This window comes from uncultured Acetatifactor sp. (assembly GCF_948601915.1).
Lineage (GTDB): Bacteria > Bacillota > Clostridia > Lachnospirales > Lachnospiraceae > Acetatifactor.
This window is the reverse complement of the sequence record NZ_CAPDXS010000011.1, coordinates 20,085-44,470: the sequence shown is the minus strand read 5'-3', so window position 1 is coordinate 44,470 and position 24,386 is coordinate 20,085. Positions and strand designations below refer to the sequence as shown.

Genomic DNA, 24,386 nt, shown 5'->3' with positions numbered 1-24,386 from the left:
TAACAGATGGGAATAAAATAAGACAAAAAAGGCGATAGTTTTTTCCATAACAGTTTTTCGGAATCCAATGAAATGTTCCGGAGAATGCGATATAATGAAAGCGGACAGCACAGGGACGGCTCGCGTGGAAGGAGGGGGACTGTGAAGCCTTTTCGATTCAGATCCATAAAAGGAAAGATCATCGTGATGGTGATCCTCAGTGCATGCACCTCCATTCTGCTCTTCTCCGTATTCACGTTCCGCAATATCGCCAGGCGCTTCGACAGCACCATTGAGGAGAGCTATCAGATGGGCCTGAACGGGGTGGGAGAGAAGTTCGGCCAGGCCCTGGAGGAAATGCACAGGGTGGCTTCCGGGCTGACCTATAAGGGAGGCATCATCGTGCAGGTGGAGGATTATCTTATGACATCGGAGGTGCTGCGGCGGAGAGAACTGGCGAACCGGATTATGGAGCAGCTATGCCTGTATGATTTCCAGAGCCAGGTGGTGGGGAATATCTGTTTCTGCTTTCCGGGAGAGGGGAAGGGCGTCATTCTCTCCAATGCCAGCTTCATGCTGCCTGCACCGGACAGGCCGATTTTTTTCAGGAGACAGCCCTACACGGAGTTCCTGATTCCGGCAGACGCTTCAGGGAAAGGGGATTTCGTGCTGTCCCTTGCGCGCTGGGCGGGAAATGTGGATGGCCGCGATTTCTATGTCTATATGGAGAGCGATTCCGATTTCCTGAAGGACCTGTTTTCCCAGCTACAGGATAGCAACGGGGAACAGCTTCCTGTCTGCCTGGTGGATGCTGCGGGGAAGGTGCTCTACGCTGCCGGGGAATCTCCGGCGGTTGTGGGGGAGGGCTTTCCGGAGGAGGAAATGCAGAAGTCCTTTGTGCCTTTTCTATATTCCGGTGAGGAGTGGGGGCTGTACCTGTGCGTGCCCAGAGGGGATTATCAGAGACTCTACGCTTCCGTCTTTCTGGAAGTGGTCATGATCATTCTGGTCTACGCCTTTTTCTCCGCTCTGATGGCATTTGCCATCTACCGCGCCGCATACAGGCCCCTGGATGCCTTCACGAAGGAGCTGTCTAAGGGGGAGAGGGCGGGGCTTCATGGACACGGCGCGTCCCAGAGCAGGGAATTCGGGGAATACTGGGACAAGATAGAGGAGATGAGGATAGAAATCTGCCGTCTGGTCTCCCGGGTGGAGCAGGAGGGCAGGCAGAAAACATATCTGGAGAACCAGTTGCTTCTGAGCAGGATCAATCCTCATTTCATCCACAATACGCTGAACAGCATCGGGCTGCAGGCAGCCGGGCAGGGCGAAGAGGATTTGGCGGAGACGCTGCGTGCGTTGAACAATCTTCTGTACCATAATCTCGGAAAGAACAGGGTGACTCTGCTGCGGGATGAGCTTCGGGCCGCGGAGGATTATGTTTACCTGCAGCACAGGATACAGAAATTTGTATTTGAAAAGGAAATCGATCTGCCGGAGCGCCTGATGGACATGCAGATGCCCGGATTCGTGCTGCAGCCTGTCATCGAGAACTGCTTTCAACATGGAGGGACGCTGGACCTGAAGATAAGCCTGGAGGCTTTTTGGCGCAGGAATCAGCTTTGGCTGGTGGTCGAAGACAATGGACAGGGCATCAGCAAAGAAAAGGAGGAACAGTTGAACCGGCAGTTCCTGGCAGTGTCGGCAGGCGGCGGAATAGGGCTTGGCTATGTCAGCCTGGCGCTGAAGATGTTCTTCGGGGACAGCGTCACCCTGACTGCGGGTACAGGAAGGGAGGGCTGCGGCACCAGGATTGCTATCTGTATCCAGACAGGACAGGCGCAGGAGAAAAAGGAGGGTGGGCATGCTGAGGGTTTTGATTGTGGACGATGAGCCGTTGGTGCGCACGGGGATCCGATACCGCATTCCCTGGGGGGAATACCGGATGCAGGTGGTGGCCGAGGCTGGCAGCGTGCAGGAGGCGATTGCCGTGCTGCAGGGGCAGGAGATAGATGTAGTCTTCACAGACATTGTGATGCCTGGGGGGAACGGCCTGGAACTGCTGCAGTGGCTGCGGGAGAACCATCCCTTCATCACCTCTGTGGTGCTCAGCTATTATGATGAGTTCAGCTATATCCAGGATGCGCTGCGGCTTGGCACGGCGGACTATATCGTGAAGACGGAGCTGGATTCCCCCTATTCCATTCAATTCATGAAGGGGATTGAGGAGAAGGCCCTGCGCAATCGGCAGAACCACCAAAAGCTCCAGGAGCCTCAGAGCAGCAGGGAGGCGCTCAGCGCCGTGGCGGTGGTGGGACTGGAGCAGAAGACGCTTGCCCTGCGCCAGGAGGATATGCTGGCGGCGAAGGCCCATTACCCTGTCAGCCGCAATTCCTGGCTGCTGCTGTATGAGGGCGAACTGGGGGAGGACAGGCTTCTGGATATGGAACAGCAATATGGAAGGGAGGGGATACTGCTGACCTTCGACAGGACGGATATCTCCACAGTGGATTTGATACTGGCGGTGAATCTGTTCCTCTCCCGGGACTTCTTCTATGAAAGGCTGCCCAATTTGAGCGTCTATTCGGCGGACGCCTACAGCATTTTAGGGCATTCGGAGAGTCTCAGCGGCCCCAGATACGTCAGGGTGGAGGAAGAGCTTTCTTCCATGCAGTGGATCTGGGATGCCGGGCGCATGGAGGAGATGCTGGAAACAATCCGCCGCTCCAGGCTGCTGCCTCCGGTTATCTACAATCTGTTTTACTGCGTACAGATTCAGTGGAACCATTTCTTTCCGCAGAAGGATATCCCGGCCATGTTCCCGCTGACGGGGATCCACTGGTGGTATCAGTGGGTGGAATGGCTGAACAATTTCCGGGTATTTGCCACCACTCAGAGCAGGCTGAGCTCCTATTCCCCGGAGGTGGTTTCCGCCATACAGAACCTGATGCTGTGGATAGACCAGCATTTTACGGAAGAAATCACGCTGACTGATGCTTCGAAGCAGGTCAGCGTCAGCCCGAATTATCTGAGCCGCTGCTTTAAGGATATCACTGGCAAGCGCTTTAACCAGTATGTGCGGGACCAGAGGATTGCCTGTTCCAAGAAGATGCTCTTACAGAGCAGGCTGCCCATCCGGAAGATTGCGGAATTGTGCGGATTCCAGGACCAGTTTTATTTCAATAAGGTGTTCAAGAAGGCGGTGGGGGAGACTCCCACAAGCTTCCGGCAGAGCCACCGGAGAGATATGCAATAGCACTGCTTTTCCGCTGTTCTGGGCGCATATGCCCGTTATTGAGGGAAAGGCATCTCTTCGGAGGCGCTTTTTACGGAGTCGGTTAAATTAGTTAATTTCGTAAAAGCTATGGAAAATTTGCTGGAAAACAGTTATAATTTAAGGACAAGCAAATATGACTATGAAAAGGAGGATCATTCCCATGAACAATTTGCCTGAAGTAAAAATCGGCATCGTGGCCGTGAGCCGCGACTGCTTCCCCGAGAGCCTGTCCGTGAACAGGAGGAAAGCCCTGATAGAGGCCTACACCGCCAAGTACGGCACAGACGCCATCTACGAGTGCCCCGTGTGCATCGTGGAGAGCGAGATCCACATGGTGCAGGCCCTGGAGGACATCCAGAAGAACGGCTGCAACGCCCTGTGCGTGTACCTGGGCAACTTTGGCCCTGAAATCTCCGAGACCCTTCTGGCCAAGCATTTCGACGGCCCCGCCATGTACATCGCGGCTGCCGAGGAGAGCCAGAACAACCTGGTGGGCGGCAGGGGCGATGCCTACTGCGGCATGCTCAACGCCAGCTATAACCTGAAGCTGCGCAACGTGAAGGCATACATACCCGAGAACCCCGTGGGCACCGCGGCGGAGTGCGCCGACAGGATCCACGAGTTCATCCCCATCGCAAGGGCCATCGTGGGACTGAGCAGCCTGAAGATCATCTCCTTCGGCCCCAGGCCCCTGAACTTCCTGGCCTGCAACGCGCCCATCAAGCAGCTCTACAACCTGGGCGTGGAAATCGAGGAGAATTCCGAGCTGGATCTCTTCGAGGCCTTCAAGAAGCATGAGGGAGACGAGAGGATTCCCGCCAAGGTGAAGGAGATGGAGGAGGAGCTGGGCGCGGGCAACAAGAAGCCCGAAATCCTGCCCAAGCTGGCCCAGTACGAGCTGACGCTGCTTGACTGGATCGAGGCCCACAAGGGCTATCGCAAGTATGTGGCCATCGCCGGAAAATGCTGGCCAGCTTTCCAGACCCAGTTCGGTTTCGTGCCCTGCTATGTCAACAGCCGTCTCACTGGCATGGGTATTCCGGTATCCTGTGAAGTGGATATCTACGGGTGTCTGAGCGAGTTCATCGGCACCTGCGTCAGCGAGGACGCGGTCACGCTGCTGGATATCAACAATACCGTGCCCGACGACATGTACGAGGATGCCATTAACGGTAAATTCAGCTACACCCACAACGACACCTTCATGGGCTTCCACTGCGGCAACACCAATACCAAGAAGCTGTCCTCCTGCAGCATGAAGTACCAGATGATCATGGCCAGGACCCTTCCCGAGGAAGTGACGCAGGGGACCCTGGAGGGAGACATCATCCCCGGCGACATCACCTTCTACCGCCTGCAGTCCACCGCGGACAACAAGCTGCGCGCGTACATCGCCCAGGGCGAGGTGCTGCCCGTGGCCACCAAGTCCTTCGGCGGCATCGGCGTGTTCGCTATCCCTGAGATGGGGCGCTTCTACCGCCATGTATTGATTGAAAAGAACTACCCTCATCACGGCGCGGTGGCCTTCGGCCATTTCGGAAAGGCCCTGTACGAGGTGTTCAAGTACATCGGCGTGCCGGTGGAGGATCTGAACTACAACCAGCCCAAGGGCGTGCTGTATCCCACGGAGAATCCCTTCGCGTAAAATGCCGCTAAGGCGGGACAGCGTATTTGGGAGATGGCTGACACAGACAATTGAAAAGCAGTTCCCGCAGCTTCCGCTGACTGGCGTAGTCCGTCAGCGGAAGCTGTTCATTTTCTGTGGTTCCTGCCAGGCGGGCACCCGAAGGCTTTCTTTAGCATTTGCTGAAATGGTTTTCATCATAGAACCCATAGGCTGCCGCCACCTCTTTCAGGGTCAGGGAAGGGTCGTAGACCATCAGTTCATGGGCCATCTGGCATTTGACTTTCGGCTGCCAGGCATGCAGGCTCTGATCGGTATGCTCCATGAATCAAAAATATTTTGAGAAGGGCGTGATGATAGGAGCCGTAAAAGGTTGAAGAGGAAATAGGAATGTGTTATGCTATGAAAAATACATGGCAGCAGCGCGGAAAGGGGTAGCATATGTTGGAGTTTTTTGAGGTAAGGGAAGGCAGCTTGATTTACAGGGAGAACGGAGAGACGCTCATGGTGACGCCCTGGGGGAAGGACAGCCTGCGGGTGCGCTCCGTCTTTGCGGGGGAGGTAGAGGAGGGCGGCGTGGCGCTGCTGGAACCGGAGCCTGTGGAAGCGGACATTGTCATCGGGGAATGGGAAGCATCGATTACAAACGGGAATATCAAGGCCAGGCTGTGGGTGAACGGCTGGGGCCATGCTCTGCAGATCGGTTTCTACAACCAGAGGGGCGAGCTTTTGTTGCGGGAGATTTCCAACGGAGGTGCGCTGCAGAAGAAGGCCAGGCATTTCAGGCCCCTGCCGGGCGGGGAGTATGAGCTGAAGGTGAGCTTCGAGGCATCGCCGGAGGAGAAGATATACGGCATGGGGCAGTACCAGCAGGAGATCATGAACCTGAAGGGCTGCAACCTGGAGCTGGCACACCGCAATTCCCAGGCCAGCATCCCCTTCTGTCTGTCGGACAAGGGATACGGCTTCCTGTGGCATAACGCGGCAGTGGGGGAGGTGCACTTCGGCACCAATACCACGGAGTGGCTGGCCCGGTCTGCCATGCAGATGGACTACTGGATCACGGCGGGGGACACCCCGGCCCAGATAGAGGAAGCTTACGCCCTGGCCACGGGGAAGAGCCCCATGATGCCGGAGTACGGCCTGGGCTTCTGGCAGTGCAAGCTGCGCTATTACAACCAGGAGCAGGTGCTCCGGATCGCCAGGGAGTACAAGGAGCGGGGGATCACCCCGGACGTGCTGACCATCGACTACTACCACTGGCCCCGCTGCGGGGACTGGCGCTTTGACCCGGAATACTTCCCCGACCCGGGGGCCATGGTAAAGGAGCTCCGCGAGATGGGGATAGAGACGATGGTCTCTGTCTGGCCCCAGGTGGATGTGCGCAGCGAGAACTTTGAGGAGATGAAGCAGAAGGGGCTGCTGCTGAAGAGCAATATGGGAGTGGACGTGCAGATGATCTTCCATGGCAATAACCTGTTCCTGGATGCTACCAATCCCCGGACAAGGAAGTACGTCTGGGAGAAGCTTAAGAAGAACTATGCGGACATGGGCATCCGGACCTTCTGGCTGGACGAGGCGGAGCCGGAGTTCGGCACATACGACTTCGACCTGTACACTTCCTCTGCGGGCCCCATGGCCCGGACCGGGAACATCTATCCCCGGGAATATGCCAGGCTGGTCTACGAGGGGCAGCAGGAGATGGGCCAGAGGGACGTGGTGAACCTGATCCGATGCGCCTGGGCAGGCAGCCAGCGCTACGGCGCTTTGGTGTGGTCAGGGGACATCATGTCCACCTACGAAGACTTCCGCAGGCAGATATGCGCGGGACTGCACATGGGGATTTGCGGGATTCCCTGGTGGACTACGGACATCGGCGGCTTCCATGGGGGCAACATCGAGGATTCCGGGTTCCGGGAGCTTTTGGTGCGCTGGTTCCAGTTCGGGACATTCTGCCCGGTGATGCGGCTCCACGGAAGCAGACAGCCCCACCAGCCCATCGTGAACCGGGCGGGGGAGGAGCGTGAATGTACAGGGGCGGACAATGAAATCTGGAGCTTCGGGGAGGAGGCCTACCCCATCCTGGTGAAGTTCATCGGCATCCGGGAGAGGATGCGGGATTACACCAGAGAGGTGATGCGCCAGGCCCATGAAAAGGGTTCCCCTGTGATGCGGACGCTGTTCTATGAGTTCCCGGAGGACAAGGAATGCTGGGATATCACGGATGCCTACCTGTACGGGCCGGACATTCTGGTGGCGCCGGTGTGCCATGAGGGCGCGGAAGGCCGCAGGGTCTATCTGCCCCAGGGCGCTTCCTGGACCCATGCGGGGACCGGGGAGGTCTATGAGGGCGGCGTGTGGCTGGACGTGGAAGCGCCGTTGGAGACAGTGCCGTTGTTCCTGCGTGATGGAAGACAGGGGTATCTTGTGGGAATGCTGTAGAGCAGAGGGATGAACCCGGCGCGGTGTAAAACAGTGAAAGATTTGCATACAGCGTTGCTGAGGACAAGGCATATACGAGACAGATGATGTACAAAAGCAAAAGGCCTGTGACGCCCCGCGCCTCTGCGCAGGATAGTCACAGGCCTTGTCTGTGCGATGCCGGTTTCCGGACTGTGCCGGAAGGGACAGCGGAATCAATCCTCCGAGTCGTCCACATCCGCCGCCACAGCCGATACCACGCTGGATACCACCGATATGACCACCGCGATGATGATGATCAGCAAACCTCCGCCTAATACAATGAACATGATGAAATCCTCCTGTCAGAACCCATTCTACCATATCCGGCGGGAAATCTCAACAGATTTTGCCGAAATTATCCTGTTGTTTGGCGAATAATGGTTGTGCCTGGGCGTTCTTTTTGGTATTATGGACATGGTTCATACAGGAGGAGCGACTTTTGCGCTTTGAGCGGAGCGAAAGGAATGTGGAAGATGGTTACGATTTCCCTGTGCATGATTGTGAAAAATGAGGAAAAGATTCTGGAGAGGTGCCTGGACAGTGTGGCTGACCTGGTAGACGAGATTGTCATCGCGGACACGGGCTCCACGGATGCCACCAGGGAGATAGCAAGGCGCTATACGGAGAAGGTCTACGACTTCCCCTGGACAGATGATTTCAGCGCCGCCAGGAATTTTGTGTTCTCCAGGGCCACTCAGGAATATATATATTCTGCGGACGCGGATGAAGTATTGTCCCCGGAGAACCGGGAGCGGTTCCGGCTGCTGAAGGAGACGCTGCTCCCCGAGGTGGAGATTGTACAGATGAAGTACGCCAATCAGCTGCAGTTCAACACGGTGTACAATTACGATGAGGAGTATCGGCCCAAACTGTTCAAAAGAAAACGGGATTTCGTCTGGGAGGCCCCTATCCATGAGACGGTGCGCCTGGAGCCGGTGATATACGACAGCGATATCGTCATCACCCATCTGCCGGGGGAGAGCCATGCCAAGCGGGATCTGGCCAATTTCCAGAAACATTGGCGGCAGGGATACCGGCTCCCCAAGCGGCTTTTGGGCATGTATGCCAGGGAGCTGCTGATAGCGGGGGACGAGGAGGATTTCGCCCAGGCGGCACCGGTCTTCCTGGAGGCAGCGGCGGACAATGAGCGGGACGGCGAGGAGATGGCACAGTCCTGCTGCGTGGCGGCCAGGGCGGCCAGGCTGGCCGGGGATACTGTGAGCTTCTTTAAATACACATCCAAAGTAATAGCGGAGGAGGCCTGCTCGGAAATCTGCTGCGAGATGGGACATTTCTACGAGGGGCTTTCCGACTGGGAGGAGGCCGCCATATGGTACTACAATGCCGTCTACGAGACCAGGCCCATACTGGCCCTGCAGTCTGGCGGGAAGGAGAGCCTGGAGGGGCTCATTCGCTGCTATGAGGCATTGGGTTGCCCGGAGCAGGCTGATATCTACCGGGAGGAGCTGCGCGGCAGAGAGGGCTGCCAGTGAGGAACTGCCGGATGCCCGAAAAGCGGAAGGCTGCGGGAAATTTCCCGTAAACCGGGCGAATGGCTTCGACTCGGGCAGTGCCCGTTCGAGGTCGCTGAGGGGAAGCATTGCGGGGCGGCATGGCCTGGAAGCGCGAAAGTCAGGAAACGGAATAGAAAGAAGGATAAAAGATGAGCTGGGAACAAAATGTACGGAGAGTAGTGCCATATGTGGCGGGAGAGCAGCCAAACAAGCCGGGCATGATCAAGCTGAACACCAATGAATGCCCCTATCCCCCCGCGCCGGGGGTGGAGCGGCTGCTGAAGCGGATGGACTATGGCGCGCTGCGCCTGTACCCGGATCCGGATACAGGGGTTTTGGTGGACGCGCTGGCGGAATATTACCATGTGAGCCCCGGGCAGGTGTTCGTGGGCGTGGGCTCGGACGATGTGATTTCCATGGCGTTCATGACCTTTTTCAACGGCAGGCGGCCCATCCTGTTCCCGGACGTGACCTATTCCTTCTACGACGTATGGGCGAAGCTGCACGGGATTCCGTATAGGACATGTCCGCTGGACGAAGACTGGCACATCTGCCCGGAAGATTACAGGCAGCCGAACGGCGGCATAATCTTCCCCAATCCCAACGCCCCCACGGGGCTTTTCGAGAGCCTGGAGACCGTGGAGAGGATCGTCCGGGCCAACCGGGACGTGGTGGTGATGGTGGACGAGGCCTATGTGGACTTCGGGGGCAGGAGCGCGCTTCCCCTGGTGGAGAAGTACGATAACCTGCTGGTGGTGCAGACCTTCTCCAAATCCCGCTCCATGGCAGGGCTGCGCATCGGCTTCTGCATCGGCAGCGAGAAGCTGATCGGGTATCTGAATGACGTGAAGTTCTCCTTCAATTCCTATACCATGAACCTGCCGTCCCAGCTGCTGGGGGCGGAGGCGGTGCGGGACGATGTCTATTTCAAGGCGATTACGGCCAGGATCGTGGCCACCAGGGAGCGGGTCAAGAGGGAGCTTAGGACCCTGGGATTCACCTTTCCGGACTCGAAGGCGAACTTCATCTTTGCCTCCCATGAGACGATTCCGGCCCAGCAGATTTTCCAGGCCCTGCGGGAGGCGGACATCTACGTGCGCTACTGGAACAAGCCGCGGATATCCGATTCCCTGCGCATCACTATCGGAACGGAGGAGGAGATGGACACGCTCCTGGCTTTCCTGAAGGACTATGTGTCAAAAAGACGTTTTTGATGAAATGTAGAATCAATAAGGAACTGTCGGAAAATAACTGCTACAACTTCTGTAGGAAAAAGCCCTGAAACACAAGGAAAACGGCTTTCAACTCGTAGCAGTTATTTGTAGACAATTCCTAAATAGAAAAGAATGGAGAATGTCATGCTGAAGAAATATCTGTTTGTGTTTTTTGTTTCCATGGTGCCGCTGATCGAACTGAGGGCGGCTGTGCCGATTGCGCTGGGCATGGATCTGCCGGTGATCCCCAGCTACATCGTCTGTATCCTGGGGAACATGCTCCCGGTGCCCATCATTTACCTCTTCGCCCGAAAGGTCCTGGAGTGGGGAGCAGACAAGCCTGTCGTCGGAAAGTTCTTCACCTTCTGCCTGGAAAAAGGGCATAAGGGAGGGGAGAAGCTGAAGGAAAAGGCGGGCAGGGGCCTGTTCGTGGCGCTGCTGCTCTTCGTGGGGATCCCGCTGCCCGGGACCGGGGCCTGGACAGGGACTCTGGCGGCCAGTCTGCTGGATATGGATTTCAAGTCCAGCGTGATCGCGGTGCTGTTCGGCGTAGTGCTGGCAGGCATCATCATGGGGCTGGCCAGCGCAGGGCTGCTGGGGGCGCTGGGGGTGCTGTTCTAGAACCGGGCGATGTCAGGAGGGATGCGGAAGCCCTCTGGCAGCCATGGAGCGGAACGGGCGCAGGAAACAGCGGTAAGCCAGGCTTGTTCCGGTATCAGAGAACTACAGAAGACGAAAGGGGAGGCAAGGATGGATATCTATCAGGACTTTGCAAGTGTTTACGACCGGTTCATGGACAATGTCCCCTATGAAGAATGGGCGGAGCGTATAGACGGCCTGATCCGGAAATACGGCGTGTCGAAGCCGGAGCGGGACGTGGAGGGGCTTTTGGAGTCCGAGCGCAACCTGGTGGTGGACTTAGGCTGCGGCACCGGGACGCTGACGGAGCTGATGTACGCGAAAGGCTACGACATGATAGGGGTGGACGCCTCCGGGAGCATGCTGAACGCCGCCATGGAGAAGAAGGAGAGGAGCGGCTCCGAAATCCTCTATCTGCAGCAGGACATGCGGGAGCTGGATCTCTACAGTACTGTGGGCACCGTCCTGTGTGTCTGCGATTCCGTGAACTATATTCTGGAGGAAGAGGAACTGCTTGGCGTATTTTCCCTGGTGAAAAAGTTCCTCTACCCCGGCGGCGTGTTCCTCTTTGACTTCAATACGGACTACAAGTACAGGGAAGTCATCGGCGATGCCACCATCACGGAAACCAAAGAGGACTGCAGCTTCATCTGGGACAATTTCTATGACGTGGAAGAGGGGATCAACGAATACGACCTGACTGTCTTCGTCCGGGAGGAGGGGGAGCTGTTCAGGCGCTTCCAGGAGACCCATTACCAGAGGGGCTATACCCTGGAGCAGATGCGGAACCTGATAGAGCAGGCGGGCATGGACGTGGTGGAGGTCAGGGACGTGGACACCGGGGAGGCTGTCAGCCCGGAGAGCCAGCGGATCTGCCTGGTGGCCAAAGCGCCGGAAAGATAAACTCCCTGTGCCGGAAAGGGCCGCTTTCGGCAGCGCCGGGAGATGCACAGGCCCTGGACGGCCCGGAGAGACCGGATACGATAGTATAGAAGGGAAACAAGGGAATTCAGATAGAAAACGAGGTGCGAAATGTCAGATTATTTGGTACGGGCCACCGCCGCGGGGGCGCAGATCCGGGCCTTCGCCTGCACCACGAAAGGCGTGGTGGAGGCGGCAAGACAGGCTCATGATACAAGCCCGGTGGTGACGGCGGCCCTGGGGCGGCTCCTGAGCGCAGGGGCCATGATGGGCAGCATGCAGAAGGGGGAAGAGGACCTGCTGACTTTGCAGATCAAGGGGGACGGCCCCATGCAGGGCCTTTTGGTGACGGCGGATTCCAAGGGCGGCGTGAAGGGCTATGCCAATGTGCCCGACGTGATTCTCCCCGCCAATGCCCTGGGCAAGCTGGACGTGGCGGGGGCTGTGGGACATGGGACGCTTTCCGTCATCAGGGACATGGGTTTAAAGGAGCCCTATGTTGGGCAGACTTTACTGCAGACCGGTGAGATAGCGGAGGATCTGACCTATTATTTCGCCTCCTCCGAGCAGGTGCCCTCCTCCGTGGGCCTGGGAGTGCTCATGGAGCGGGACAACACCGTCAGGCAGGCGGGGGGCTTCATCGTGCAGCTGATGCCCTTTGCGGAGGACGCGGCGATTGACAGGCTGGAGCGCAACCTTTCGGGAATCACCTCCGTCACAGCCATGCTGGACGCGGGGGACACCCCGGAGCAGATGCTGGGGCGGATCCTGGAGGGGCTGGACTGCCAGGTGACGGACACCTGTCCTGTGGCCTTCTCCTGCAACTGCAGCAAGGAGCGGATAAAGAAGGTACTGATCAGCCTGGGAAAGAAGGAGATTCAGGACATGATCCATGAAGGCCGGGAGGTGGAGGTGAACTGCCACTTCTGCAATACCCATTACAGGTTCAGCGTGGAAGAGCTGAAGGGAATCTATCGGAAGAGCAGGCTGCCGTAAGGCAGTGGGCGCGGCAGGCAGTGAAAGCAGTCAGGGGAAGACTGTGGTTAGAGAAGGCTAACAAAAACCTGCCGGAAAACGGACGGGAAAGAGAGGATGGCATGGAGCAGGGATTCATCAAGGTGGCGGCAGTGACGCCCAAAATCAGGGTGGCCGACCCGGCCTACAATGCGGGGGTCATCTGCGAGAGGCTGGAGGAAGCCTGTAAAAATGGCGCGAAGATCATCGTGTTCCCGGAGCTGTGCATCACGGGATATACCTGCGGGGACCTGTTTTTGCAGGAAATCCTGTTGCGGGAGGCCTCCGCACAGCTGCTGTGCATCGCGGAACGCACCCGGGGGAAGGATGCTTTGGTGATGGTGGGGCTGCCCCTGGAGCGGGAGGGCAGGCTCTACAATGTGGCCGCCGTGCTCCGGGACGGGGAGATTCTGGGCATGGTTCCCAAGGCCAATATCCCCTCCTACGCGGAATTCTACGAGGGGCGGCACTTCGCGGAGGGCAATGCGGAGCCTGTGCCTTTTTCTTTCATGGGAAAATCGGTTCCTTTCGGCACTAATATCCTCTTTACCTGCGAGACCCTCCACGGCCTTACCGTGGGCTGCGAGATATGCGAGGATCTGTGGGTGGCGGACGCACCGGCGGTGAACCATGCCCTGCAGGGCGCCACTGTCATCGCCAATCTCTCCGCCTCCAATGAGACCATCGGCAAGGACGAGTACCGGGAGCTTTTGGTGAAATCCGTAAGCGCCAGGCTGCTGTGCGGCTATGTGTACGCCTCCGCCGGGGAGGGGGAGTCCACCCAGGATCTGGTGTTCGGCGGGCACAATCTGATAGCGGAGAACGGCACGATCCTGGCCCAGGTGAAGAGGTTCACCTGCGAGACCCTCTACGGCGACATCGACGTCTGGAAGCTCCTGGCGGACAGGCGGCGCATGGGAACCTTCGGCAAGGAGCCGGAGGCCGCTTATGTGAAGGTGCCTTTCCGGCTGGAGGTGGCGGAGACGGATCTGCAGCGCAGTTTCCCTGCCCTGCCTTTCGTGCCGGGGGATGCGGAGAAGAGAAGGAAGCGCTGCGAGGAGATCCTGTCCATCCAGTCCTACGGCCTGAAAAAGAGATACGAGCATACGGGGGCGAAGACGGCGGTGCTGGGTATCTCCGGCGGGCTGGATTCCACTCTGGCGCTGCTTGTCACCGTGCGCACATTCGACATGCTGGGGCTGGACAGGGGGGCAATCGTGGCGGTGACCATGCCCTGCTTCGGCACCACGGACAGGACCTATGAGAACGCCTGCCTGCTGGCCCGGACGCTGGGGGCCACGCTGGAGGAGGTGGACATCAAAGAGGCAGTGACGGTGCATTTCGGGGACATCGGCCAGGACATGGATTGCCATGACGTGACCTATGAGAACGGCCAGGCCAGGGAGCGGACCCAGGTGCTGATGGACATCGCGAACCGTGTGGGAGGCCTTGTGATCGGAACCGGGGACATGTCCGAGCTGGCCCTGGGCTGGGCTACCTACAATGGGGACCACATGTCCATGTACGGGGTGAACGCGGGGGTGCCGAAGACACTGGTGCGCCATCTGGTGCAGTATTACGCGGATACATGTGACGATAAAGCGTTGGCCGATGTGCTGCTGGACGTGCTCGACACGCCGGTGAGCCCGGAGCTTCTGCCGCCTGTGGACGGGACGATCTCCCAGCGGACGGAGGATCTGGTGGGGCCCTATGAGCTGCATGATTTCTTCCTGTACTATATGCTGCGCTGCGGGTATTCTCCGGCCAAGGTGTACCGGGTGGCGAAGCTGGCGTTCCAGGGGCTGTATGAGGACGGAACCATCCTGAAGTGGCTGAAGACCTTTTACCGGAGGTTCTTCGCCCAGCAGTTCAAGCGCTCCTGCCTGCCGGACGGGCCGAAAGTGGGAAGCGTGGCCCTGTCTCCCAGAGGGGACCTGCGCATGCCCTCGGACGCCAGCGGGAGGCTCTGGCTGGACGAGGCGGAGAGGCTGGGCCAGGGCTGAGATGATTCCCGGAAAGGAGTATCGATTTCTGAACTATGTATATCCGGCTGTTTTCTACGAAGAAGAGGGTAAAATATCAGGTATTTTTCCTGATTTGGGAAACCTTGTGACTTTTGGGGATGATATGGGGATGCCTGCGGCACAAGGCAGCCCCGCCGGAAGACCATGAGCCTAATTTTTCAGGCAGTCCAGGATTGGCTGGATATATTTCCTGTCCGATATGTCGTAGGAAGCGGAAATTATTCTCAGCATTTCCCGCTGGTCCTCTGTCTTGTCCTTTTTGGCCTCCAGGGTCTTTCGGAACATCTTCATCATGAGCCTGGAGGAGAGGGACATCTTCTCATAGTTCAGGCCGCCGGGGCAGTAGAACGCCTTTACCTTCGCCCATTCCGAGTCCGCGAAGGCGCGCCTGAGGGCCGGGGCTATATCCGGGCTGTCCATGGGGCTTGCGCCCACGCAGAACACGATCAGTTTCCTGCCTGCCCATCTGTCCAGGTTTCCTTTGAACCAGCTCAGCTTGCTGATGCCTCCCGCGCAGACCCAGCCGCCGAAGACGATGGCTTCGTATGTACTCAGGTCCCTCTTCTTTGCCTCCGATAAGGCCATGCAGTCGGCGCCCGCCGCCTCCGCTATCCACTTTGCGTACCTTTCCGTAAATCCTGTCCGGGAATTGTAGATTACGATTGTCTTCATCTGCCCGAACCTCCTTTTTTAATCGTTTTCCATTGCAGGCTTTTTCGTTTCCTCATGGCATGTCCTCCGCTCCAGGTTCTCTATCCCGGCGTACAGCCTGGACAGCAGCCGGAAAAGGGTCTCCACTTCCCCGTCCGTATACACCTCAAAGAGATACCGCAGCTCTTCCCGATACCGGGAAAAATCTTTCCGGAAATAGTCGTCCGCTTTTTCGGTGGGGCAGATGCACATGGCCCTGGTGTCGCAGGGGCTCTGGCGGAGGGTGATGAAGCCCTTTTTCTCCAGGACATCCGCCAGCTTCTTGATGTTCTGCCTGGAACAGCCCAGGAGGTTCCCCGACTGGGTAAAAGTCAGAGGCTCCTGTGACTGCCTGACTATGGACAGCAGCATGAACTGTTTCAGGGACAGCTCCTGTATATGGCTGTCGAACAGGGTCTGCAGCCTGTTCCCCGCGATGAACAGGGTGCTGAAGATCGCCTTGCCCTGGTCTTCCCTGGTGCCTGAGAATTTTCTGGTCAAATCATTTAAATGCATATGGGCGCTCCTCATAGGTAACTAGTTGCATATTGCATGATTGGATTATAGCAACTAGTTGCCAATCTGTCAAGAGAAAGCTTTGCGCCTTGTAGGGCCGCCTTCGATGTTTCCCGTGGGAAAGAATAAAATAGATCAATATCGGAAAATACTGTTTTTTGGTATACTATATAAAACGGAACGGATGAGGTGAAACAGTGAAGGACAAAGTGTATGAATACGAATCCCTGCTTTACGCGGCAGGGGAGTCAGGGGGCGCGTATGTGGTCTTCCCCTACGACATCCGGAAGGAGTTCGGCCGGGGCAGGGTGAAGGTGCACGCCACCTTCGACGGGGAGGCCTATGACGGCAGCATCGTGAACATGGGCGTAAAGAATGAGGACGGAAGCGTCTGCTATATCATCGGCGTGCTGAAAAGCATCCGGGCGCGGATCGGGAAACAGCCGGGGGACAGCGTCCGGGTGACGGTCCGGGAACGGGAATGAAGCGGGAGAGGACAGGAACGATTTAGGAGATTCGGCTGAATGGAAGGAGGAATCAGAAATGTGGAAATGCCCCAAGTGCGGCCGCACTTTTCAGAGACAGGAACAGAGTCATTACTGCGGGAAAGCCCCGGATACCATTGACGAATATATCGCTGCCCAGCCGGAGGAGGCGAGACCGTATCTGAACCAGGTGAGGGATGCCATACGCGCCGCCCTGCCGGATGCCCAGGAGCGGCTTTCCTGGAGCATGCCGACTTTCTGGAAGAAGCACAATATCATCCATTTTGCGGGATTCAAGAAGCATGTGGGCCTGTATCCGGGATCGGAGGCCGTCCAGGCGTTCGCAGCGCGGCTGGAGGGATACAAGACCAGCAAAGGGACCATACAGATTCCCTACGGCAAGCCCCTTCCGGCGGAGCTCATCGCCGATATCGCCAGGTGGTGCTATGAGACGGGGAATCATCCATAAAATGTCATGCAGCATATACTATTTTGTGCTGGTATAATGGGAACTGCAATGTGGTTTCAAAAAAATAAAAAAATTTATTTTTTGAAAGCGGGCGATTATATGAAGACAATAACAAGAACAAAGTATCTGAATAGGATAATTGACTTGAACCAGACTCCTGATATTAAAATCATCACAGGCATTCGTCGTTCGGGAAAGTCAAAATTGATGCAGGCATATATTGAGTACCTGAAAAATCATTATGAAAACATCAATATTATCTTTATTGACTTTATGGATCTGATACATGAAGAAATCAGAGAGTATCATGCACTTCATGCTTACGTAGAGGAACATTTTCAAGAGGAAAAAGCAAATTACCTTTTTGTGGATGAAGTTCAAATGTGTCCCAAATTTGAATTGGCAATCAACAGTCTTTATTCCAAAGGAAAATATGATATTTATATTACGGGTTCCAATGCTTTTTTATTAAGTGCCGATCTGGCAACTCTTTTTACCGGACGTTATATCGGGATTCATGTGTTTCCATTCAGTTTTCAGGAATACTGTCAGTATTATGAGGAGACCGGCGATAAGGAAAAACTTTTTGACGAGTATTCCATAAAGGGAGGACTGGCAGGTTCTTATGCTTACAGAACGGAAAAGGATAGAGTAAATTACATTAAGGAAGTTTATGAAACAATCGTCACGAGAGACCTTGTGCAGAAATATTCTTTGCCGGATACGTTGGTCCTGCAGAGACTGAGCGAATTCCTCATGGATAACATCAGCAACCTTACCTCTCCAAACAAGGTCAGTCAGCTGCTGACAACGGATAAGACAACAACGAATCATGTAACAGTCGGCAGATATATTAAATATTTGTGCAATGCCTTTGTTTTTTATGACATAAAGCGTTATGATATCCGCGGAAAGAAGTATTTGGAGAGTTCTGAAAAATTCTATTTGTGCGATACAGGTATCCGATATGCGATTTTAGGAAGCAGGAATATGGACTACGGCAGGGTATATGAGAATATGGTCTGTATTGAACTGCTCCGCCGGGGATATGATGTGTATGTCGGAAAATTGTATCAGAAGGAAATTGATTTTGTAGCGCAAAAAGGGAGCGAGAAAATCTACATCCAGGTCAGTGACAATATTTCGGATCAGAATACTCTTGAAAGAGAATGTTTTCCATTGCTGCAAATCCGGGATGCTTATCCCAAAAAGGTCATTGCCAGGACCAGGCACCCGAAATATGATTATGAGGGTATTGAGATTTACAATATAGTTGATTGGCTATTGCAGGAAGCGGAAAATGGTGCGCAATAAACATAACATCCCGGGTAATGTCCGGCAATACCGCAAGAGCCAGAAGCGAGAAATCAGGAAAAAAACCGCAGTCCCGATGCCGGGAAGGAGGAGGGGCCGCGGTCTGCTCCCCACAGACGAAGCCAACTGGTATGCACCCGCCTGGCTGATCTGACGGACAGATTTGGCGCATGGCAAAAAGCGCAGGGCAGTCCCGCCCGCCCTGCGCTTCTCAATCCCTTGCCGCGGGGAGCACAGCCCCCGTGATTACTGGGCGGCCTCTTCGTCCGGCTGCGCCGCGGCCTTATCCAGGGAAGCCTGAATGGCCTCCAGCAGCACCAGGGAGGTGTACTTGCTCTCGGCAGTATAGGTGACGGATTCCAGGGACTGCTGCGCGTAGACCTGCTCGCAGATGGAATCCAGCGTGGGCTGCAGCAGCGGATACATGGTGGCCACGGAATCGCTCACTTCCACCAGGCGGATGGAGGTGATGGAATCCTTATCCACGATGACTTCCACGTCCAGGGACTCGTTGCCCAGCAGGAGCTGCGTTGTGTAGACACCCGGTATGTAGAGGGAGGAGATTTCCGCCATGACAGGCTCCGAGCCGGAGGCGTCCGCCATGTCAGGCTCCCTGTCCCGTTCCTTGTCCTTGCCCGGCAGGAACATCATGGCCAGCAGCACGATGAACAGGATGCCCAGCACGGCGAAGATAGCGGTGTAAATCAGCTCTTTCATGTGAAGTACGACGATTTTTGTTTTAGCACTCATCCCTATTTCCCCTTGCATTTTATCTTGTCAGATTTTCTTTATAATAGATATGCCGGAAAACGGGGGATTATGCGCCGTGAGGGGACTGATATGAAAAATCATTGACAAGCGGAAGATTGGTTGCTATGATAGAACATGGGTCAAGGGTGTTCTCGGGGTAGGAGGAATGCCCTTTTTGACTGTGTTTGGAAAAAGGGCGCGGATCGGAGGCGTTTGGCCGCGGAGGGAAAGGAGACAAAAATACATGAAATTCACGAAGATGCAGGGCTGCGGGAATGACTACATATATATAAACGGATTTGAGGAGAAGATTCCGTCCCTGGAGAAGCCGGAGCTGGCGAGGCGGCTCAGCGACAGGCATTTCGGCATCGGGAGCGACGGGCTGATTTTCATCAATCCGGCTGCGGAGGCGGATTTCGAGATGGAGATGTACAATGCGGACGGCTCCCGGTCGGAGATGTGCGGAAACGGCATCCGCTGCGTGGGGAAGTTCGTCTATGACAAGGGGCTGACAGACAGAAGGCAAATCAGCGTGGTCAGCGCGGGAAAAGTGAAATATCTGGATTTGGCCGTGGAGGAAAACGGCGGCCATGGCGGCAGGGGAGAGGTGTCAAGGGTGCGGGTCAACATGGGCAGCCCCATCCTGGAACCGGCCCTGATTCCCGTGGAGGCTGCCGGGGACAGGGCGGTGGACGAGCCTATCTATGTGGATGGCAGGGAATACCGTATGACCTGCGTGTCCATGGGAAACCCCCACGCGGTGGTCTTCGCCCGGGATGTGGCGGGGATGGCCCTGGAACAGGTGGGCCCGCTGTTCGAGAACCACAGGAGGTTCCCCAAGCGGATCAACACGGAATTCGTGGAAATCATAGACAGAAGGAACTGCTTCATGCGGGTCTGGGAGCGGGGCAGCGGGGAGACCTTCGCCTGCGGCACAGGGTGCTGCGCCGTGGCCGTAGCAGGGGTGTTGAATGACCTGACGGACAGTGCCGTAACGGTCAGGCTGCTGGGAGGCGAGCTGTTCATCGAATGGGACAGGGAGGCGGACCTGGTCTACATGACAGGGCCTGCCGTAACCGTCTTCGAAGGCGAGATATAGGGAGCGGATAAAAGCCTTATAAAAAAAGCTTGCCAACCGCAGGAAAGTGTGGTAGCATAACGTCATATCAAAAAATGCCATGAAGGAGACTCTTTTCGGGAAAGGCAACAGGAAGGCGGCGTCACCGACTGAAAGCGCTGCCGGCGGGAACCGTTACAGGGAACACTCCGGAGCAGGCTGTCTGAACGTCAGGGCGTTGATTTCCCTACGCTAGGGCAGCACGTTGTCGCACGCGTTAAGTGTAAGAGTGGAATGGCCGGGTACGCCTTTGATGGAAGGCGCGGCTGTTCAAAGCGGGTGGTACCGCGGATAATCGATCGTACACGGATTATTCGTCCCGGATGCAGGAAACTGTGTCCGGGGCTTTTTTTCGTCCCGAAAACGGACCATGGGGCAAAAGCAGGATGCCGCGGTCCGGGAGAGCCGGGCAGGGGAAAGCGGCTCGGGAATCGGTCGGAGACGGGGAGGGGCCCCGGGCAGCCCACGAGACGCCCAAAGAGGCGTCCGGAGAGTCAGGGAAAGGAGCCATTATGACAGACAGGAACTGTTACAGAGACATTACGGTGGGGGAGATAGGAGAGCGGCACATCGGACAGGAGATCCGGGTAGCCGGATGGATCGAGAACATCCGCGACCACGGCGGCGTGTCCTTCATCGATCTGCGGGACATGTACGGCGTGCTCCAGGTGGTGATTCGCAGGCCGGGCCTTCTGAAGGGCCTGATCAAGGAGACCTGCGTCAGCATCCTGGGGCCCGTGGAGAAGCGGGACCAGGACACCTACAACCCCAAGCTTCCCACCGGCACTATCGAGCTGGAGGCAAGGGAGATCACGGTGCTGGGCAAGGTCTACCGCCAGCTCCCCTTTGAGGTCATGACCTCCAGGGAGACCAGGGAGGAAGTGCGGCTGACCTACCGTTATCTTGACCTGCGCAACGCGAAAGTCCGGGATAACATTTTATTCCGTTCGGAAGTAATCGCTTTCCTGAGACAGAAGATGACGCAGATGGGCTTTGTGGAGATACAGACCCCCATCCTCTGCGCCTCCTCGCCGGAGGGGGCCAGGGACTATATCGTCCCCTCCCGGAAATTCAAGGGGAAGTTCTACGCCCTGCCCCAGGCGCCCCAGCAGTACAAGCAGCTGCTGATGGTGTCGGGCATCGACAAATATTTCCAGATAGCCCCCTGCTTCCGGGACGAGGATGCCCGGGCGGACCGCTCCCCCGGAGAGTTCTACCAGTTGGACTTCGAGATGAGCTTCGCCACCCAGGAGGACGTGTTCCGGGCCGGGGAGGAAGTGCTCTCGGCCGTCTTTGAGAGATTCGCCCCGGAGGGCGCGGCGGTGACCCCGGCCCCCTACCCTGTGATCGGCTACAGGCAGGCCATGGTGGAGTTCGGCACGGACAAACCGGATCTGCGCAACCCCCTGCGGATTCTGGACGTCACCGACTTTTTCCAGGAATGCACCTTCAAGCCCTTCCTGGGCAGGACGGTGCGGGCCATCAGGGTGCACGCCGACATGAGCAAGGGCTTCCACGAAAAGCTCCTGCAGTTCGCAGTCTCCTTAGGCATGGCGGGGCTGGGCTATCTGGAGGTGGCGGAGGACCTCTCCTATAAGGGGCCTATCGATAAGTTCATACCGGCAGAGCGTAAAGACATGCTGCGGCAGACGGCGGGGCTCGGGGCCGGGGACACCATCTTCTTCATAGCGGACAAGGAGGAGCGGGCCAACTACTATGCCGGGAAGATCCGCCTGGAGCTGGGGGAGAAGCTGGGGCTCACGGAAGAAAATGCCTTCCGGTTCTGCTATGTGAACGATTTCCCCATGTACGAGATGGATCCGGAGACGAGAGAGATCGGCTTCACCCACAACCCCTTCTCCATGCCCCAGGGCGGGCTGGAGGCCCTGGAGACCAAGGACCCGCTGGAGGTGCTGGCCTATCAGTACGACATCGTCTGCAACGGCGTGGAGCTCTCCTCCGGGGCCGTGCGCAACCACGACAGGAACCTGATGGTGAAGGCCTTCCAGATAGCGGGGTATGACGAGAAGACCCTGAAGCGGAAGTTCGGGGCCCTGTACCGGGCCTTCCAGTTCGGCGCGCCGCCCCACGCGGGCATGGCGCCGGGCATCGACCGGATGCTGATGCTGCTGCGGGGAGAGGAGAACCTCCGGGAGGTGATCGCCTTCCCCATGAGCGGCTCCGCCCAGGATTTGATGAGCGGCGCCCCCGGGGAGGTCACCGAGCAGCAGCTGAGGGAAGCGCATATCAAGGTCAGGGCCTAGTGTGTAAAGAACTTCTAAGCGGATAAAATACATCCGCTAAGAAGTTCTATGTTACACACGGAAGAATGCCCGAGGGCATTCTTCCGGACTTGCACCGGATTGTTATAGGCTCTCGGAATTTCGGAAAGCAGAATCAGGCATTGGGGCAGGGAGGCACCTGGAAAAGTGGGGGAACCGCTTCAAAGGAGCTCCAGAAAGCCGCGTGATATGTGGCCTGGAGATTCCGAGAGGATATTGTTCAGAAAGGGAAGTTTTATGGCGAATATCATCAGCGATGAGACGATAGAATACGTGGGGATCCTGGCGAAGCTCTCGCTCTCGAAGGAGGAGCGGGAACAGGCCAGGAAGGACATGGGCAGGATGCTGGACTATATCGACAAGCTCAACGAACTGGACACCACAGGGGTGGAGCCCATGTCCCATGCCTTCCCGGTGGAGAACGTGTTCCGGGAGGACGAGGTCACAGGAGGCGACGGCAGCAAAGACATGCTGCGCAATGCCCCCGCCAGGAAGGGCGACATGTTCGCGGTGCCCAATGTCATGTCCCATTGACGGAAAACCGGGAAAGCGAGGTGGAATATGGAACTTTTATCTCTTTCAGCAGTGGAGCTGGGAGCCGCCATCCGGGCGGGAAGAGCCACGGCCCCGGAGGCCATGGAGGCGGTCCTTTGCCGGATAGAGGAGAAGGAGGACGCGCTGCACTGCTACATTACGATCGATAAGGAAAAGGCCCTGGAGCGGGCCGGGGAAGTCCAGAGGCGCATCCAGGCGGGAGAGCTGACAGGCCCTCTGGCGGGAGTCCCCGTGGCCGTCAAGGACAATCTGTGCACGGCGGGGATGCGGACCACCTGCGCCTCCCGGATGCTGGGGAATTTCGTCCCCACCTATACGGCGGAGGCGCTCCGGAACCTGGAGCGGGCCGGGGCGGTGGTCATCGGCAAGACCAACATGGACGAATTCGCCATGGGCTCCACCACGGAGACCTCGGCCTACGGCGCCACACGCAACCCACGGAATACGGAGCATGTGCCCGGAGGCTCCTCCGGCGGTTCCGCGGCGGCGGTGGCGGCGGGAGAGTGCTTCTTCGCACTGGGCTCCGACACAGGCGGCTCCATCAGGCAGCCCGCCTCCCACTGCGGCGTGGTGGGCATGAAGCCCACCTACGGCACCGTGTCCCGTTTTGGCCTGGTGGCCTACGGCTCCTCCCTGGATCAGATAGGGCCACTGGGCCGGACGGTGGAGGACTGCGCTGCCGCGCTGGAGATACTTGCCAGGGCGGAACCGCGCGCGGCGCAAGGGGAAGCCGCTTCCCGGGATATGTCCGGGGAGGGCGGAGGGAGCCCCGAAGGCATCGTGCCGGACAGAAGGGACTCCACCTATCTCTATAGAAAGGACACCGACTTCACCTCCGCCCTGAAAAAGGATGTGGCGGGCATGCGGATCGGCATCCCCAGGGACTATTTCGGCCCCGGGCTTTCGGAGGATGTGCGGCACAGCGTCATGGCGGCGGCGGAGCTTCTTCGCGGGAAGGGCGCTCTGGTGGAGGAGTTCGACTTAAGCCTGGTGGAATACGCCATCCCCGCCTATTACACCATCGCCGCGGCGGAGGCCAGCTCCAACCTGGAGCGCTTCGACGGCATCAAGTACGGCTACCGGGCCAACGATGCGCAGGAGCTGCACCGGATGTACAAGCAGACCCGTTCCGAAGGCTTCGGCCCGGAGGTGAAGCGCCGCATCATGCTGGGCAGCTTTGTATTAAGCGCCGGCTATTATGATGCCTATTACCTGAAAGCCCTGCGGGTGAAGGCTATGATAAAAAAGGCCTTCGACAGAGCCTACGCCCGATATGACTGCATCCTGGGGCCTGTAGCGCCCACCACCGCGCCCAGACTGGGTGAGAGCCTGGACGACCCGTTGAAGATGTACCTGGGGGATATCTACACCGTATCCGTGAACCTGGCGGGGCTGCCCGCCATCAGCGTCCCCTGCGGCGAGGATGGGAATGGCCTGCCGATCGGCCTGCAGCTGATCGGCGACTGCTTCCAGGAGAAGAAGATACTGCGGGCGGCGTACAGCTATGAGCAGTTCAGAAAGGACGGACAGGGGTGAGGC

Annotated in this window: 22 protein-coding genes; 18 read left to right on the top strand and 4 right to left on the bottom strand. The window is 57.2% G+C overall.

From position 1 onward, the window contains the following. The first annotated feature begins 141 nt into the window (after nt 1–141). From Q2B33_RS03295 to Q2B33_RS03285, 3 genes are all read left to right on the top strand, one after another. Entirely contained in the window at nt 142–1,872 is a 1,731-nt protein-coding gene (locus tag Q2B33_RS03295; protein ID WP_300566395.1) for a sensor histidine kinase, read from the top strand. Next, on the top strand, nt 1,844–3,235 hold the full coding sequence (locus Q2B33_RS03290; RefSeq protein WP_300566398.1) for a response regulator: 1,392 nt from the start codon (nt 1,844–1,846) through the stop codon (nt 3,233–3,235). Before Q2B33_RS03295 ends, Q2B33_RS03290 begins: the two co-directional genes overlap by 29 nt. 181 nt (nt 3,236–3,416) lie before the next feature. Beyond that, a complete protein-coding gene (locus Q2B33_RS03285; protein WP_300566401.1) occupies nt 3,417–4,901 on the top strand; it encodes an L-fucose/L-arabinose isomerase family protein in 1,485 nt (494 codons plus the stop codon). Nucleotides 4,902–5,052: 151 nt separating this feature from the next. Here the strand turns inward: Q2B33_RS03285 and Q2B33_RS03280 are convergent, their stop codons facing one another. After that, a complete protein-coding gene (locus Q2B33_RS03280; RefSeq protein WP_300771785.1) occupies nt 5,053–5,205 on the bottom strand; it encodes a helix-turn-helix domain-containing protein in 153 nt (50 codons plus the stop codon). Nucleotides 5,206–5,321: 116 nt separating this feature from the next. Here Q2B33_RS03280 and Q2B33_RS03275 point away from each other — a divergent pair, with 116 nt between their 5' ends. The 8 genes from Q2B33_RS03275 to Q2B33_RS03240 all read left to right on the top strand — a co-directional run bounded on the left by Q2B33_RS03275 (nt 5,322) and on the right by Q2B33_RS03240 (nt 14,817). Beyond that, the gene (locus Q2B33_RS03275; RefSeq protein WP_300783975.1) at nt 5,322–7,322 is read left to right on the top strand and encodes a glycoside hydrolase family 31 protein; all 2,001 of its coding nucleotides are present in this window, start codon (nt 5,322–5,324) and stop codon (nt 7,320–7,322) included. A 485-nt stretch (nt 7,323–7,807) separates the two neighbouring features. Continuing rightward, nucleotides 7,808–8,836 carry a glycosyltransferase family 2 protein gene (locus Q2B33_RS03270; protein WP_296472118.1) on the top strand — a complete coding sequence of 343 codons (1,029 nt, stop codon included), beginning with the start codon at nt 7,808–7,810 and terminating at the stop codon, nt 8,834–8,836. Between the two features lie 170 nt (nt 8,837–9,006). Continuing rightward, a complete protein-coding gene (gene hisC / locus Q2B33_RS03265; RefSeq protein WP_300771788.1) occupies nt 9,007–10,071 on the top strand; it encodes a histidinol-phosphate transaminase in 1,065 nt (354 codons plus the stop codon). A 144-nt stretch (nt 10,072–10,215) separates the two neighbouring features. Then, on the top strand, nt 10,216–10,692 hold the full coding sequence (locus tag Q2B33_RS03260; RefSeq protein ID WP_300566412.1) for a small multi-drug export protein: 477 nt from the start codon (nt 10,216–10,218) through the stop codon (nt 10,690–10,692). A gap of 129 nt (nt 10,693–10,821) precedes the next feature. Beyond that, nucleotides 10,822–11,613 (top strand): class I SAM-dependent methyltransferase, encoded by a 792-nt coding sequence (locus tag Q2B33_RS03255; protein WP_300768931.1) that lies wholly within the window; start codon nt 10,822–10,824, stop codon nt 11,611–11,613. 129 nt (nt 11,614–11,742) lie between these two features. Beyond that, nucleotides 11,743–12,627 carry an Hsp33 family molecular chaperone HslO gene (gene hslO, locus Q2B33_RS03250; RefSeq protein WP_300785500.1) on the top strand — a complete coding sequence of 295 codons (885 nt, stop codon included), beginning with the start codon at nt 11,743–11,745 and terminating at the stop codon, nt 12,625–12,627. Nucleotides 12,628–12,728: 101 nt separating this feature from the next. Then, nucleotides 12,729–14,648: an NAD(+) synthase gene (locus Q2B33_RS03245; RefSeq protein WP_300791901.1), complete on the top strand. Its 1,920-nt coding sequence runs from the start codon at nt 12,729–12,731 to the stop codon at nt 14,646–14,648. 1 nt (nt 14,649) lies between these two features. Next, nucleotides 14,650–14,817 (top strand): hypothetical protein, encoded by a 168-nt coding sequence (locus tag Q2B33_RS03240; protein ID WP_300898389.1) that lies wholly within the window; start codon nt 14,650–14,652, stop codon nt 14,815–14,817. 2 nt (nt 14,818–14,819) lie between these two features. Here the strand turns inward: Q2B33_RS03240 and Q2B33_RS03235 are convergent, their stop codons facing one another. Continuing rightward, on the bottom strand, nt 14,820–15,341 hold the full coding sequence (locus tag Q2B33_RS03235; protein ID WP_300783688.1) for a flavodoxin domain-containing protein: 522 nt from the start codon (nt 15,339–15,341) through the stop codon (nt 14,820–14,822). Between the two features lie 18 nt (nt 15,342–15,359). After that, on the bottom strand, nt 15,360–15,875 hold the full coding sequence (locus Q2B33_RS03230; RefSeq protein ID WP_300783686.1) for a MarR family winged helix-turn-helix transcriptional regulator: 516 nt from the start codon (nt 15,873–15,875) through the stop codon (nt 15,360–15,362). Between the two features lie 197 nt (nt 15,876–16,072). Here Q2B33_RS03230 and Q2B33_RS03225 point away from each other — a divergent pair, with 197 nt between their 5' ends. The 3 genes from Q2B33_RS03225 to Q2B33_RS03215 all read left to right on the top strand — a co-directional run bounded on the left by Q2B33_RS03225 (nt 16,073) and on the right by Q2B33_RS03215 (nt 18,143). Then, nucleotides 16,073–16,360, top strand: coding sequence for a DUF1905 domain-containing protein (locus tag Q2B33_RS03225; RefSeq protein WP_296455855.1), 288 nt, complete (start codon nt 16,073–16,075; stop codon nt 16,358–16,360). Nucleotides 16,361–16,418: 58 nt separating this feature from the next. Continuing rightward, nucleotides 16,419–16,829: an iron chaperone gene (locus tag Q2B33_RS03220; RefSeq protein WP_300783684.1), complete on the top strand. Its 411-nt coding sequence runs from the start codon at nt 16,419–16,421 to the stop codon at nt 16,827–16,829. Nucleotides 16,830–16,928: 99 nt separating this feature from the next. Next, nucleotides 16,929–18,143 (top strand): ATP-binding protein, encoded by a 1,215-nt coding sequence (locus tag Q2B33_RS03215; RefSeq protein ID WP_300783682.1) that lies wholly within the window; start codon nt 16,929–16,931, stop codon nt 18,141–18,143. A 246-nt stretch (nt 18,144–18,389) separates the two neighbouring features. Here Q2B33_RS03215 and Q2B33_RS03210 read toward each other — a convergent pair whose 3' ends face one another. Beyond that, nucleotides 18,390–18,893: a hypothetical protein gene (locus Q2B33_RS03210; protein ID WP_300566440.1), complete on the bottom strand. Its 504-nt coding sequence runs from the start codon at nt 18,891–18,893 to the stop codon at nt 18,390–18,392. Between the two features lie 244 nt (nt 18,894–19,137). On the opposite strand from Q2B33_RS03210, the gene dapF reads away from it, so the two are divergent. From dapF to Q2B33_RS03190, 4 genes are all read left to right on the top strand, one after another. Next, nucleotides 19,138–19,992: a diaminopimelate epimerase gene (gene dapF / locus Q2B33_RS03205; protein WP_300783680.1), complete on the top strand. Its 855-nt coding sequence runs from the start codon at nt 19,138–19,140 to the stop codon at nt 19,990–19,992. Nucleotides 19,993–20,522: 530 nt separating this feature from the next. After that, entirely contained in the window at nt 20,523–22,274 is a 1,752-nt protein-coding gene (aspS, locus tag Q2B33_RS03200; protein WP_300783678.1) for an aspartate--tRNA ligase, read from the top strand. Between the two features lie 255 nt (nt 22,275–22,529). Then, a complete protein-coding gene (gene gatC / locus Q2B33_RS03195; RefSeq protein ID WP_300769142.1) occupies nt 22,530–22,826 on the top strand; it encodes an Asp-tRNA(Asn)/Glu-tRNA(Gln) amidotransferase subunit GatC in 297 nt (98 codons plus the stop codon). Nucleotides 22,827–22,853: 27 nt separating this feature from the next. Continuing rightward, on the top strand, nt 22,854–24,383 hold the full coding sequence (locus Q2B33_RS03190; RefSeq protein WP_300783676.1) for an amidase family protein: 1,530 nt from the start codon (nt 22,854–22,856) through the stop codon (nt 24,381–24,383). Nucleotides 24,384–24,386 lie beyond the last annotated feature (3 nt).

Excerpts from the sequence above, each read along its gene's own strand:
- Q2B33_RS03290 (WP_300566398.1), top strand. The coding sequence starts at position 1,844 with ATGCTGAGGGTTTTGATTGTGGACGATGAGCCGTTGGTGCGCACGGGG.
- Q2B33_RS03285 (WP_300566401.1), top strand. The coding sequence starts at position 3,417 with ATGAACAATTTGCCTGAAGTAAAAATCGGCATCGTGGCCGTGAGCCGC.
- Q2B33_RS03280 (WP_300771785.1), bottom strand. The coding sequence starts at position 5,205 with ATGGAGCATACCGATCAGAGCCTGCATGCCTGGCAGCCGAAAGTCAAA.
- Q2B33_RS03275 (WP_300783975.1), top strand. The coding sequence starts at position 5,322 with ATGTTGGAGTTTTTTGAGGTAAGGGAAGGCAGCTTGATTTACAGGGAG.
- Q2B33_RS03270 (WP_296472118.1), top strand. The coding sequence starts at position 7,808 with ATGTGGAAGATGGTTACGATTTCCCTGTGCATGATTGTGAAAAATGAG.
- hisC (WP_300771788.1), top strand. The coding sequence starts at position 9,007 with ATGAGCTGGGAACAAAATGTACGGAGAGTAGTGCCATATGTGGCGGGA.
- Q2B33_RS03260 (WP_300566412.1), top strand. The coding sequence starts at position 10,216 with ATGCTGAAGAAATATCTGTTTGTGTTTTTTGTTTCCATGGTGCCGCTG.
- Q2B33_RS03255 (WP_300768931.1), top strand. The coding sequence starts at position 10,822 with ATGGATATCTATCAGGACTTTGCAAGTGTTTACGACCGGTTCATGGAC.
- hslO (WP_300785500.1), top strand. The coding sequence starts at position 11,743 with ATGTCAGATTATTTGGTACGGGCCACCGCCGCGGGGGCGCAGATCCGG.
- Q2B33_RS03245 (WP_300791901.1), top strand. The coding sequence starts at position 12,729 with ATGGAGCAGGGATTCATCAAGGTGGCGGCAGTGACGCCCAAAATCAGG.
- Q2B33_RS03240 (WP_300898389.1), top strand. The coding sequence starts at position 14,650 with ATGATTCCCGGAAAGGAGTATCGATTTCTGAACTATGTATATCCGGCT.
- Q2B33_RS03235 (WP_300783688.1), bottom strand. The coding sequence starts at position 15,341 with ATGAAGACAATCGTAATCTACAATTCCCGGACAGGATTTACGGAAAGG.
- Q2B33_RS03230 (WP_300783686.1), bottom strand. The coding sequence starts at position 15,875 with ATGCATTTAAATGATTTGACCAGAAAATTCTCAGGCACCAGGGAAGAC.
- Q2B33_RS03220 (WP_300783684.1), top strand. The coding sequence starts at position 16,419 with ATGTGGAAATGCCCCAAGTGCGGCCGCACTTTTCAGAGACAGGAACAG.
- Q2B33_RS03215 (WP_300783682.1), top strand. The coding sequence starts at position 16,929 with ATGAAGACAATAACAAGAACAAAGTATCTGAATAGGATAATTGACTTG.
- Q2B33_RS03210 (WP_300566440.1), bottom strand. The coding sequence starts at position 18,893 with ATGAGTGCTAAAACAAAAATCGTCGTACTTCACATGAAAGAGCTGATT.
- dapF (WP_300783680.1), top strand. The coding sequence starts at position 19,138 with ATGAAATTCACGAAGATGCAGGGCTGCGGGAATGACTACATATATATA.
- aspS (WP_300783678.1), top strand. The coding sequence starts at position 20,523 with ATGACAGACAGGAACTGTTACAGAGACATTACGGTGGGGGAGATAGGA.
- gatC (WP_300769142.1), top strand. The coding sequence starts at position 22,530 with ATGGCGAATATCATCAGCGATGAGACGATAGAATACGTGGGGATCCTG.
- Q2B33_RS03190 (WP_300783676.1), top strand. The coding sequence starts at position 22,854 with ATGGAACTTTTATCTCTTTCAGCAGTGGAGCTGGGAGCCGCCATCCGG.